At 43.5% G+C, this 12,806-nt stretch carries 9 protein-coding genes; 6 read left to right on the forward strand and 3 right to left on the reverse strand.

The genetic code is table 11. The annotated features are described in order from the left end of the window. Positions 1–135: 135 nt before the first annotated feature. A complete protein-coding gene (locus ABD128_RS00200) occupies positions 136–618 on the forward strand; it encodes a DUF7793 family protein (protein WP_343985036.1) in 483 nt (160 codons plus the stop codon). Positions 619–680: 62 nt separating this feature from the next. After that, positions 681–3,347, forward strand: coding sequence for an EAL domain-containing protein (locus ABD128_RS00205; protein ID WP_343985038.1), 2,667 nt, complete (start codon positions 681–683; stop codon positions 3,345–3,347). 64 nt (positions 3,348–3,411) lie between these two features. Here the strand turns inward: ABD128_RS00205 and acnB are convergent, their stop codons facing one another. Beyond that, a complete protein-coding gene (acnB, locus tag ABD128_RS00210; protein WP_343985040.1) occupies positions 3,412–6,024 on the reverse strand; it encodes a bifunctional aconitate hydratase 2/2-methylisocitrate dehydratase in 2,613 nt (870 codons plus the stop codon). Between the two features lie 421 nt (positions 6,025–6,445). Between acnB and purB the strand changes: the two genes are divergently transcribed. The 4 genes from purB to ABD128_RS00230 all read left to right on the forward strand — a co-directional run bounded on the left by purB (position 6,446) and on the right by ABD128_RS00230 (position 11,220). After that, positions 6,446–7,810 (forward strand): adenylosuccinate lyase, encoded by a 1,365-nt coding sequence (purB, locus tag ABD128_RS00215; protein WP_343986517.1) that lies wholly within the window; start codon positions 6,446–6,448, stop codon positions 7,808–7,810. Positions 7,811–7,877: 67 nt separating this feature from the next. Then, positions 7,878–9,029, forward strand: coding sequence for a cupin domain-containing protein (locus tag ABD128_RS00220; RefSeq protein WP_343985042.1), 1,152 nt, complete (start codon positions 7,878–7,880; stop codon positions 9,027–9,029). 42 nt (positions 9,030–9,071) lie between these two features. Continuing rightward, complete coding sequence (locus tag ABD128_RS00225; RefSeq protein ID WP_343985044.1) at positions 9,072–10,436, forward strand: MATE family efflux transporter; 1,365 nt, start codon at positions 9,072–9,074, stop codon at positions 10,434–10,436. A gap of 181 nt (positions 10,437–10,617) precedes the next feature. Then, complete coding sequence (locus tag ABD128_RS00230) at positions 10,618–11,220, forward strand: epoxyqueuosine reductase QueH (RefSeq protein WP_343986520.1); 603 nt, start codon at positions 10,618–10,620, stop codon at positions 11,218–11,220. A gap of 49 nt (positions 11,221–11,269) precedes the next feature. Here ABD128_RS00230 and ABD128_RS00235 read toward each other — a convergent pair whose 3' ends face one another. Both ABD128_RS00235 and tsaB read right to left on the reverse strand, forming a co-directional pair. Continuing rightward, on the reverse strand, positions 11,270–11,992 hold the full coding sequence (locus tag ABD128_RS00235; RefSeq protein WP_343985046.1) for a Slp family lipoprotein: 723 nt from the start codon (positions 11,990–11,992) through the stop codon (positions 11,270–11,272). Between the two features lie 118 nt (positions 11,993–12,110). Beyond that, positions 12,111–12,806 carry a tRNA (adenosine(37)-N6)-threonylcarbamoyltransferase complex dimerization subunit type 1 TsaB gene (tsaB, locus tag ABD128_RS00240; RefSeq protein ID WP_343985048.1) on the reverse strand — a complete coding sequence of 232 codons (696 nt, stop codon included), beginning with the start codon at positions 12,804–12,806 and terminating at the stop codon, positions 12,111–12,113.

The following is a 12,806-nucleotide window of genomic DNA, read 5'->3' on the forward strand; positions in this document are numbered from 1 at the left end:
ACAATGTAAAAAAGTTTAAGAGCAGCTCTAGGGCTGCTCTTTTTGTATTAATTTTAAACAATATGACAATGATATTAGAGCAAAAACACTACAATGCAACTGTTTACTCCACACCGAACAGAGGCCTTTGCTTTAATGTCTAATAACTTTGATTACAGCGATCCACAAGATACAAAGGAAGTTAATGGGGTGCATCGCTGTGCATCTATAATTGAATCCCACAACCAGATACTCTACGTGAAGTTCCCCTATAACGTAGAGCTCTGCGAAGATTTTTTTACTGCTAATGATCAACATATATCATCCGAATATCATCAACACCACGCCAAGTCTCCACAGTTATTAGTAATGTTAGACGGTATTGCTGACTGGTCTTCAGACAGCCGAGCTTATTTAAAGTCTAAAAAACATCAAGGCATGTACAGTGCCATTGCATACGTCTTAAGCACGGGCAATATGTCAGTGCTAGAGAAGCACTACCTAGAGCTAGTTTATGCTAATCAATTACAAAACAACCCTCCTAAACTATCCCTAAGGTACCCTATTGGTATCTTCCAAAATAAGAAAGATGCCTTACATTGGTTAGAGTCTAGCCCCCGTAGAAACGAAATTAGTTAGCCGTAATTATATTGCTAAAACAGCATAAAAATAATAAAGTGGGTTAATTGAGGGGGACAATTGTGCATCGATTAAACTTTAAAGCTCTAGTGCTAGTGACTTGCTTGTTCCTACTTCAACTGTTCGCAACTGGAGCTAAAGCTGACCATGGTAATGAAGAACCCGTACGTTCTTTAAGGGTAGCTATGTTCCACGCGCCCCCTATTATGGAAGTGAACCCAGATGGTAGCTATAGTGGCTTTATGGTTGAGCTGCTGAACGAGCTTGCTAAGCTTGAACACTGGGAACTTGAATGGGTCAGACTTTATTGGCCAGAAGTCATCCCTGCCGCATTAAATAATCAAATCGATCTTATCCCTTTTATTTCTTATTCCGAAGAACGCGCTGAATATTTAGACTATAACGACATAGGCATTCTAACCGGCTGGGGGCAGGTTTTTGTCCACCGCTCCGAGGAAACTCCGAAGAATATTCTTGGCTTATCTGGCAAAACAATAGCCATTATTAAAAATGAAATTTATGGGGAAAAGCTAGCCGGTTTGTGCAACCTTTTTATTATTGAATGTAATTTTAAAGAGGTTAGTACATACGAAGAAGCCTTCGAGCTCTTGGAAAGTAGGAAAGTCAGCGCATTCGTCACTAGCAACCTTGTTAGTTATGGCTATTCTAATGAATTCGTAAAAAGAACCCCTATAGCCTTCGAACCAAGAAAAGTACTCTTTGCAACTGCAAAAAATACTAACGATAGCCTTTTAAAAACCATCGATCATTACACAAAACTTTGGCGTTACGATAAAGAATCGCCCTACTTTGCTCTTAAAAATAAGTACCTATCTGAAATAGAGCAAGACCAGTCTATCCCACCATGGGTTATTTATGTTCTATTAGCCGTCCTCGGACTTTTGCTCATGTTAGCCTTAATTTCTATATTATTACGTCAGCAAGTAAAGATAAAAACCCAGCACATAGAAGAGCAAAGCGATAAAATTCGTCAGATTATCAATCTTGTACCACACATGATTTTTGCCACAAACGCGAAAGGAAAGTTAATTCTGGCAAATCGCTACGCTGCCAAGTTTTTCGGTATCGATAGAGCGGGCAAAAAGCATCACGATAAAGAAGACATTCTGGAGAAGGCTCAAAAGGCGGCTAACCTTTTTGATGATGAAGAGTTGTTATTAAGACGTGATGCTCACGCTCTCCAAAAAGAAATTGAAACCTATAATGTTGATAATGAAAAGTTCATCTTAAACGTCTCTAAAGTCCCTTTCATCACACGCTACAGTAGAACCCCTTCTGTAGTGACTGTTGGAGTTGACATCACCGAATCGAAAGCCTACGAAAACCAAATTAAACACATGGCTCAGCATGACTTGTTAACCGGTTTACCAAACAAGCTCTTGCTTAATGACCGATTAGAACAGTCCTTAGTCTTAACAAAAAGTTATGGGCATAATGGCGCCGTCTTATTTATCGATTTAGACTATTTTAAGAACATCAACGACTCTCTAGGACACGCTATAGGTGATGAGCTTTTAAAAGAAGTGGCTCGCCGCATAAAATCCCAAGTTAGAGACAGCGATACAGTAGCGCGTCATAGTGGCGATGAATTTATTGTTCACCTTAATCACTTAAGTGGCCACCCCTCTAAAGCAGAAAGCTTCGCAAAAAATATAGCTGAGGTTATTAATTTCGCAATAGCTCAGGAGTATGAGTTCGAAGGCAATAAACTTTTTACAACTGCAAGTATAGGAATTGTCATCTACCCTACTAGCGCCAAGACAGTTGAGTCTATAATTAAGCGCGCTGAAACTGCAATGTACTACGCCGAGTCGATGGGAAGAAATCGCTATGCAGTATTCACAAGAGCCATGGAAAAGGCTGTAGTTAGAAGACACGTGCTGGAGTGCGAGTTACACAAAGCCCTGCAAGAGTCTCGGTTTATCTTAAGGTTCCAGCCTCAAATTGCCGACGACGATTATAAATGTATAGGCGCAGAAGCCTTACTGCGCTGGAGTCACCCAACCGAGGGAATTGTATCGCCAACAGAGTTTATTCCAATTGCTGAGCAGAATCATTTAATCGTCCCAATTGGCGAGTGGGTACTTAAGCAAGTCTGCCACCAGATTAAATATTGGTTGGAGACTTATGGTTACTCCCCTTTCATTACGGTAAATTTATCCGCTGTTCAAATACGCAGCTCTAATTTAGTGGAGTATATTGAAAAGCTCTTAGAGCAAACTAAAATTCCTCCGCACTTATTAGAGTTAGAGATAACCGAGACTGTGCTGCTGCACGAGGGAAGAGCCTCAATTGAAGTTCTAAATCAGTTAAAAAAACTTGGCTTGAAGCTTTCGATTGATGACTTTGGCACCGGCTACTCGTCGCTCAATTATCTCAAGAGATTACCACTAGACAAACTGAAGATTGACCGTTCCTTCGTAAAAGATATTCCTGGCGATACTGATAGCGAAACTATCATCAATACCATCATTAATATGAGTCACGACATGGGGCTAGAGGTTATTGCTGAAGGTGTAGAAACAAAAGAGCAGTTAAATTATCTACTGGCTGAGCAGTGCTGTTTATTCCAAGGGTTCTACTTTGATCCGCCACTCTCACTAAAGCAAATCGAAACAAAGTATTTTGATAACCTTCATCACAGCGTTTTATACGACAGCAAAGTTGTTAGTCTTAAAGAGTATTCAAAGAAATCCAAGAAAAGGTAAAACCTATTTATTTTGGTAGATACAAAAAAGCCCGCTTAAAGCGGGCTTTTTGTTGAAGAGCTTACTAGGCACCAACTGTAACCTTATTTGTTACAGGAATAGTGACCTTGTTTGCTTGTTGTTTATACTCTTCCATCTGATGGAAGTTCATATAAACATAGATATCATCCGCCATTGAATCAATCTTCTTAGCGTACTCCATATACTCTTCGACCGAAGGCAAGCGACCGATTACAGCAGCTACAGATGCTAACTCAGCGGAAGCTAGGTATACGTTTGCACCTTGACCTAAACGGTTCGGGAAGTTACGCGTCGAGGTTGATACAACTGTAGACTTTGGTGCTACTCGAGCTTGGTTACCCATACACAATGAACAACCTGGCATTTCTAAACGTGCTCCAGAGCGACCAAAGGTATTATAGTGTCCTTCTTCCATTAACTGGTGCTCATCCATCTTCGTTGGTGGAGCAATCCAAAGACGCGTTGCTAATGTGCCAGCTTCAACATCTTCTAGCAATTTAGCCGCAGCACGGAAGTGACCAATGTTAGTCATACAAGAACCGATGAATACTTCATCAATGGTATCGCCAGCAACTTCGCTTAGTAAACGCGCGTCATCTGGATCGTTAGGGGCACAAAGTACAGGCTCTTTTAAGTTATCCATGTCGATTTCGATAACAGCCGTGTACTCAGCATCTTTGTCTGCAGATAACAAGCTTGGGTTATCCAGCCACTCTTGCATTTTCTCAACACGTCGAGAAATCGTACGCTCATCACCATAACCGTTAGAAATCATCCATTTCAATAAAACAATGTTCGACTCTAAGTACTCAGCGACAGACTCTTCACTAAGTTTAATAGTACAACCAGCAGCAGAGCGCTCAGCTGAAGCATCAGAAAGCTCGAATGCCTGCTCAGCAGTTAAGTCCTCAAGACCTTCAATCTCAAGGATTCGGCCAGAGAAGATGTTTTTCTTACCGGCTTTTTCAACAGTAAGAAGACCGTCTTGAATCGCTTGATAAGGAATTGCGTGTACAAGGTCACGTAGCGTAATACCAGGCTGACGCTTACCTTTAAAGCGAACCAATACTGACTCAGGCATATCAAGTGGCATAACACCCGTCGCAGCTGCGAAAGCAACCAAGCCAGAACCCGCTGGGAACGAAATTCCTAATGGGAAACGCGTATGCGAGTCACCACCCGTACCGACTGTGTCTGGAAGCAACATACGGTTCAACCAGCTGTGGATAATACCGTCGCCAGGACGCAATGAAACACCACCACGGTTCATGATGAAGTCTGGCAATGTGTGCTGAGTATCAACGTCAACAGGTTTAGGATACGCTGCCGTGTGACAGAAAGATTGCATCACTAAGTCTGCTGAGAAGCCTAAACATGCCAAGTCTTTAAGTTCATCACGAGTCATTGGACCGGTCGTATCTTGCGAGCCAACTGTAGTCATTTTTGGTACGCAGTATTGACCGGCACGAACGCCTTCAACACCACAAGCACGACCAACCATTTTCTGAGCCAATGTATAACCTTTACCTGTATCCTTAACGTCTTCAGCGTTACGGAACAAATCATTAGCTTCAAGACCCATATACTCACGAGCACGCTCAGTTAAGCCGCGACCAATGATAAGCGGGATACGACCACCAGCTTGAACTTCGTCAAAAATAACCTTGCTATCATATTCAAACTCAGCAATAACTTCGCCGTTCTTAGTAACTTTGCCTTCGTATGGGTAGAAGTCGATTACATCACCCATCTCCATTTTAGACACGTCTAGCTCAACTGGCATAGCGCCCGCGTCTTTCATGGTGTTATAGAAAATTGGTGCGATATTACTACCGAAACAGAAACCACCAGCGCGCTTGTTAGGAACGTGCGGGATATCGTTACCCATCAACCACAATACAGAGTTTGTTGCAGATTTACGTGAAGAACCAGTACCTACAACATCGCCCACATAAACGATTGGATGACCTTTTTCTTCAAGCTTTTCAATTGTACTGATTGGGCCGATTTCGCCTTCTTTATCAGGTGTGATGCCGTCACGGGCATTTTTAAGCATTGCTAAAGAGTGCAATGGGATGTCAGGACGCGACCAAGCGTCTTGTGCTGGTGACAAGTCATCGGTATTCGTTTCGCCAGGCACTTTGAATACTGTTAATGTGATTTTTTCTTCTAGCTTTGGCTTTTTAGTGAACCACTCGCCTTCCGCCCAAGACTTGATCACATCTTTAGCTACTTGGTTGCCTTTGTCCGCTTTTTCAGCAACATCATGGAACGCGTCGAACATTAACAAAGTGTCTTTCAACTGCTCGCCCGCTAGCTCTGCTAAGTCTTTATCTTCTAAAAGCTCAACCAAAGTTGCGATGTTATAACCACCAAGCATAGTACCTAATAGTTTCACAGCGTGTTCTTTGTTCACTAAAGGTGATTCTGCTTCGCCTTTTGCAATCGCCGCCAAGAAACCTGCTTTAACATAAGCAGCTTCATCAACGCCTGGAGGAACACGATCAGTCAATAATTCAACTAAAAACGCTTCCTCACCAGCAGGTGGGTTTTTCAATAATTCAACAAGCTCATTGACTTGTTCGGCGCTCAAAGGCAAAGGTGGAATACCTTGCTCAGCACGTTCTGCTACATGTTTTCTGTATGCTTCTAACACGCTATTTTCCTCATTTTGGCAAATTCTATCTTTTACGAAGGAAAGCCCAGTAAATTGTCGTTAGCTATCAATTCGGACAATTTGGACGATTTTTAAACTAATTTGATTCATTTTTAGCTAACTCCTCCGAAAATCGGCGGCTGATTATAACACAGCATCTGAATAATGTGAGACCTATCTTATTCAGTTTGTCCTCAAAGGCCCTAGGCTTTCTCTCTAGCCATCCCCATAACCTTATAAGCTAGGGTAATGATAAAGCATAGGCTAACTTACTCCTCATTAAGCCAGATTACTCTGGCTTTATTTATGCTTTTCATTATAAGTTTTGTTGTGACAAAAGGTGCGAAAAGCAGGCAGTTAAGGTATGATCGGCGACTTCTAAGAATTGATTAACTTTAGCTTTTACGGATAAGGTATGACGATGCAACTTTCCGCTTTAACAGCAATATCCCCAGTCGATGGTCGCTATGGTTCAAAAGCAGCCGATTTACGCCCAATTTTCAGCGAGTATGGACTCTTAAAATACCGCGTAACCGTTGAGGTTCGTTGGTTACAGGCGCTTTCTAAAGCTGCCGAAATTAAAGAAGTTCCAGAATTCTCAGACGCTGCCAATACCCTATTAGACAATATCGTTGCTAATTTTTCAGAAGAAAACGCTAACCGTATTAAAGAAATTGAGCGCACGACTAACCACGACGTAAAAGCCGTAGAATACTTCTTAAAAGAGCAAGTTGAAGCAAACGACGAAGTTGCCAAAGTCAGTGAGTTTATTCACTTCGCCTGTACCTCAGAAGATATCAACAACCTGTCTTATGCTTTGATGCTAAAAGAAGGTACTGAAGCCTTGCTTGATTATCAGAAGCAGGTTGTGAATTCGATCCGTGATCTAGCGGCACAGTTTGTGAACATTCCAATGATGTCTCGCACACACGGCCAACCAGCCTCTCCTTCCACGATGGGCAAGGAAATGGCGAACGTGGTTTACCGTCTAGAGCGTCAGCTAAAGCACATACAAAACCAAGAGTTTTTGGGCAAGATTAACGGCGCTGTGGGTAACTATAACGCGCACTTATCAGCCTATCCGGATTTCGACTGGCAAAGCTTCGCCGAAGAGTTTGTAACGTCTTTAGGCTTAACTTGGAATGCTTACACCACACAAATCGAGCCACACGATTACATGGCTGAGTTGTTCGACGCTATCGCACGCTACAACACTATCATCTTAGATTTCGACCGTGATGTTTGGGGCTATATTGCGCTTGGGCACTTCAAGCAAAAAACCATTGCTGGTGAAATTGGTTCATCTACCATGCCACACAAAGTAAACCCTATCGACTTCGAAAACTCAGAAGGTAACTTAGGCATTGCTAATGCGTTGTTTGATCATTTAGCCATGAAACTTCCAGTTTCGCGTTGGCAGCGTGACCTTTCCGACTCTACAGTACAGCGTGTTCTAGGCGTAGGCTTTGCGCACAGCGTCATCGCCTATCAAGCGACTTTAAAAGGTATTTCAAAGTTAGAAGTGAACGAACAGTCTTTACTCGATGAGTTGAACTCGAACTGGGAATTACTAGCCGAGCCAATCCAAACGGTCATGCGTCGTTACGCAATTCCTAACCCATACGAGAAGCTTAAAGAGTTGACTCGTGGTAAGCGTGTGACTCAGGAAGACTTAAAAGCCTTTATCGACAGCCTTGAGCTTCCACAGGAAGAAAAAGATCGTCTTAAAGAGTTAACACCTGCTACTTATATCGGTAACGCAGTGTCTCAGGCCAAGTCGATTTAAACTTCACAGATTATATATTGTAAAACAAGTTGTTATGGTGCAGATCGAATCTAATATGTTAGGAGATATGAGTCCAGAGGAATTCCTTTCGGACTACTGGCAAAAGAAGCCATTGCTTATTCGCGGTGGCTTCTCCGGCGATCCTGCACTCATAACCGCTGAAGAATTGGCGGGATACAGTTTAGATGATGATATAGAATCACGCCTGATTCAAAACAAGGTCAACAGTCAGAACCCTGAGCAACACTCTCAACATCAGCGCTGGCAGCTATCTCACGGACCGTTGCAAGAAGATACCTTTGAGAATCTCGGCGAAGAAAACTGGACGCTACTCGTTCAGTCCCTAGATTACTTCCACCCTCCTCTGCAGGAACTAACTAAGGCATGTAACTTTCTCCCCCGTTGGCGACTCGATGACATCATGGTGTCATTTGCCACAGAAAACGGTGGTGTAGGCCCGCATCTCGATAAGTACGATGTGTTTTTAGTCCAAGGCGAAGGGCAAAGGCGCTGGCGTGTGGGGTATAAAGGGCAAAAAGTCAGCTCTATTAACCCACATCCTCAAATCTCCCAAGTAGAGCCTTTTGAAGCGACGATTGATGTCATTGTCAACCCTGGTGATGTGCTTTACATTCCACCTGGAACACCACACTGGGGCATTTCCATTGACAACAGCATTTGCTACTCAATTGGCTTTAGAGCACCCAATATTGGTTCTATTTTAGATTCTATATTAAGCTCCGCTTCGCTAGAATTTGATAGTTTATGGCACGACGAAGGTAAGCTGAAAAAGTATCATGCTTTAGGGGCGCTTCACTCAGAGCTTCCAGAGTGGTCACAGCAGGAACTCGCAAAGCTGCTGAATAAAAGGGAACTGTTGATTGCAGCGGGGAAAACTGTGACTGAGCTAAAATACCCTGAAATGCTCGAAACCGTTAGTCTTGCTAAGTCACAAGAGTTATCCGAAGTAGCCATGTCTGAGGGCGTTGTTCTACACCCTCTGGCTAGGATTGCTTATTTTGAATACGAGCAAGCCCTACTAACCTTCATCAATGGTATTTACTTTCAGTTCCCAAAAGGGCTCGCAGAAGCTATACAAAAACTTAATCAAAACCTAGTATTAAGTAAGAATGAATTAGAAGAGCTGCCTCGGCTACCACTAGGCGAGTTCTTGACCCACGGCTTTGCCCTTGGCGCACTAAGCTTGCCTGAAGCTTAGTTTCATAAGCGTTGATAGCAACCAAACCATAGAAGAACCATCATGGAAAAACATTCATTACGCCAAATTGGTGAAGAAAGTAGCGCCCTAATAAAAGTCGCAATACCTGCTATTCTCGCCCAGTTAGCACAAATGACATTAGGCGTAGTGGACACCTTGATGGCTGGTAACTACAGTAAACATGCTTTGGCTGCAGTGGGTACTGGCGCCAATACATTTATGATTGTTTTCTCTTTATATCTTGGCCTGAGCTTCGCTTTAAACCCAATGGTTTCACACTTTAATGGCCAGGGGCAATACAAAGAAATCGGCAAAACCTTTCAGATGGGACAATTTATCGGTCTTATCTTTGGCATTATCGTCTTTTTCATTTTACGGAACATGGAAGCACCTTTGTTAATCATGGGCGTAACTCCAGATATTGCAGGGCTTACGGCAGAATATCTGCATGCCTTAAGCTGGGGTGCTTTATCGGCTTTCTTATTTCTAGCACTTAGGGCTTCTAATGAGGGGCTTTTCTCGACTAAAGCGATTATGGTGTGTTCGTTCTGCGTGATCCCGTTTAATATTTTATTTAATAGCTGGTTTATCTATGGGGGCTTTGGCGTTCCAGCAATGGGCGCTGTCGGGGTAGGCTATGCCACCAGCCTGGTCTGGACCATTCTCTTTTTATTCTTACTGCTCTACACCTACAAAAATCACCGCTATGAACACCTGGACATCTTCAAAAACATCCAGTGGCCAAAATGGAGCTTGGTTAAGGAATATTTCTCCATTGGCTCGCCTATCGCTGTGGGTATGTTCATGGAAGTGAGTCTGTTTGGCATGATCGGTATTATGGTCGCCCGCTATGGTGTGGACTTAACCGGTGCCCATCAAATTGCCATGAACATCGCTACGGTCGCCTTTATGGTGCCGCTTGGCCTCTCTGTCGCCATTACGGCGCGTGTGGGATTTTGGCAAGGCAAACAAAACTACCGTCAAATGCGCCTTGCAGGCTTTTGTGGCATAGGTCTTAGCGTTTTCTTTCAAGCAGTCTCAGTGACGCTAATGCTGCTCTTTAGGCATGATTTTGTGGGCTTTTACACCGACAACCCTGAACTTATTAATTTAGCCGCTAGCTTGATATTCTTAGCGGCAATCTTCCAGTTCTCCGACGGTTTACAAATAAACAGCGCTGGAGCACTTCGTGGCATGAAAGATACCAAATGGCCTATGATTTACATGACGGTGGCTTATTGGATATTCGGCTTCCCCATTGGCTACTATTTGGCTGAACATCAAGGGCTTAAAGTAGAAGGCTTTTGGATTGGTATTATTGTTGGCTTATCCATAGCTGCTGTTTTGTTACTTTTAAGGTTTGTCCGACGCTCACGCCAAGCCATTATTTACGATTTAAGGCAGTGATACTTAGACGATGTACGTCGAGCGAGCTTGCGTCGATTAGCACTTAAGTTTACCATTACGGCCTAGATAGCCAGTTATAGAACGAGTTTGACAACTCTTGGAGTTAAGTGTGAACCCCTATTCCGTAGACAATTACGAACGTCCAGCATTAGAAACGCCAAATGGCGAAGATAAAGTTCTAATGCACTCTTGCTGTGCACCTTGTGCAGCGGAAGTGATGGAAGCTGTTCATGCATCGGGGATTCAGCAAACGGTGTTTTTCTACAATCCAAATATCCACCCCATCGAAGAGTACGAAATTCGTAAAAACGAGAACAAGCGTTTTTGCGACAAACTGGGGATTGAGTTTATTGATGCTGACTACGATAAAGACAACTGGTTTGATCGCGTTAAAGGGCTAGAAAACGAGCCTGAGCGCGGTGCACGCTGTACAGTATGCTTTGATATGCGTTTTGAGCGAACGGCTTTGTACGCTGCAGAAAATGGCTTTGACTTAATCACAAGTACACTGGGTATTTCACGCTGGAAGAACATGCAGCAAATCAACGACTGTGGTGTTAGAGCTGCCGATCGTTATGATGATGTTCGCTACTGGACCTTCAACTGGCGCAAGAAAGGTGGCGCCCAGCGTATGATTGAGATTTCAAAGCGCGAAGAGTTCTATCAACAGGAATATTGCGGCTGTGTTTACTCTTTAAGAGATACGAACCGCTGGCGCCAATCGAATGGCCGAGACCGAATTAAGCGAAATATTAAATTCTATGGCCACGATAAGCCTGAATAGTATATTTCAAGTATAAAAAAAGGAGCTTTTTTGCTCCTTTTTTATTTGCTTACTTTTGCTGTACCGTTCGGCTCGACTGGTTTACATTGCCTTGAACCGCTCTGTTGGTAGTTCTAACTCTTGGAGCTGGGTCTCTTACGGCGGGTTCAGTTGGTACACCTCGATAATTTTCTCGAGCTGGGTTCTCCGCATCACGATTCATCTGTCGACGACGGTCGTAGTGGTGATCATGACGGATGACACGATATCGATAGTTGTACGGCCAGTAGTAAGGACGGTGATAGAACCAGTAAGGGTCCCATACCGAGTAAACTTCAACATACTCATAGTTAGGGCGTTCTTTCCATAACTGATGGCCTCGCGCATCAACTACTGGGAAGTTAATTTTATGCTCCCCTACTTTGCCAGGCATTGGCTCAGCTAGCATACCCACAACAGTTATCTCTTTGCCTTGAGTGTAAATCATCGGATCTAGGAAACCTGGGATACGCGCGATAAAACGGCCGCCCGTTTCTTGACTTGCTACAGGGCGAGCTTGACGACCTAAAGGAAGATTGACCACCTCTATGAGAGTATCGTTCTCCAAATTCTCTACCCGAGCCACAATACCACCCCAACGAACTTCTTTTTCCGAATAGGCGCTAGGATTTTGAGCAACCTGCGTAAAGCTTATATTGGGCTGCTCAAATTGAATCTGCGCTGGCGTTGAAGCACAGCCTGCCAAAACAGCGCCTGCCACCAAGACCAGTGAAAGCTTTAATAGTTTAACCATTAAATTTCTCCTAAATTATCCCTTACCATTATCCAGTTGCTCAAAAATTCATGTTACTTATATTTCAGCTTACTTAAAAGCGCGTGAATCTAAGCTGAATGACGAATATACATCACTATTATTGATGCTTAGCCTTTTTCGCTACGTTATCTCGCAGATAAACAGGAACGGCCTGCTCAGCTGGAATGGCCTGCCCTTGCTCGAACAACCTTTCCGCCATTGGCAACATATATTCAGCAAACGGATATAGTGGCTCAGTATGTATAACTGTTGGCAAGTTAAGTGTCGCAGACAACTCACTTGCATAGGTTTTCCAACCAGTACCAACCCCATTATAAACTATAGACGCATTGGGGGCGGAAACTGTGACAAGTTCAGGAGAGCAAACAGTTTCTGAGCCCACAAGGGTCATCACATTATCCCATAGCTCATACTGGCCCCAATAAACCTCACCCATGCGGGCGTCGATTGCAGCCAATGCATGTTTCTCTTTTCGCTGACTATATAAGCCTTGAGCCATCGCTTGTAAGCTCGAAATACCAATAACAGGTAAGCCAGCTCCAAAAGCCAGTCCTTGTACCACGCTGATACAGATTCTGAGTCCAGTAAAAGCTCCAGGACCTTGCCCATAAACGATTGCATCAAGATCTGTCAGCTTTACTTTGGCCTCTTTTAGAACCTCATCCACCATAGGCAGAATCAACTCACCATGCTCACGAGGGGCTATTTTCGAACGGGTGAAAACTTGCTGGTTAAAGACTAGGGCAACTGAGCAAGCTTCCGTCGCCGTATCTATTGCTAATAAGTTAGGCAT

Origin of the sequence: Kangiella japonica, assembly GCF_039523535.1 — a bacterium.
Lineage (GTDB): Bacteria > Pseudomonadota > Gammaproteobacteria > Enterobacterales > Kangiellaceae > Kangiella > Kangiella japonica.

Coding starts and splice junctions, on each gene's coding strand:
- ABD128_RS00200 (WP_343985036.1), top strand. CDS start 136: ATGTCTAATAACTTTGATTACAGCGATCCACAAGATACAAAGGAAGTT.
- purB (WP_343986517.1), top strand. CDS start 6,446: ATGCAACTTTCCGCTTTAACAGCAATATCCCCAGTCGATGGTCGCTAT.
- ABD128_RS00220 (WP_343985042.1), top strand. CDS start 7,878: ATGAGTCCAGAGGAATTCCTTTCGGACTACTGGCAAAAGAAGCCATTG.
- ABD128_RS00225 (WP_343985044.1), top strand. CDS start 9,072: ATGGAAAAACATTCATTACGCCAAATTGGTGAAGAAAGTAGCGCCCTA.
- ABD128_RS00230 (WP_343986520.1), top strand. CDS start 10,618: ATGCACTCTTGCTGTGCACCTTGTGCAGCGGAAGTGATGGAAGCTGTT.
- ABD128_RS00235 (WP_343985046.1), bottom strand. CDS start 11,992: ATGGTTAAACTATTAAAGCTTTCACTGGTCTTGGTGGCAGGCGCTGTT.
- tsaB (WP_343985048.1), bottom strand. CDS start 12,806: ATGCCTAACTTATTAGCAATAGATACGGCGACGGAAGCTTGCTCAGTT.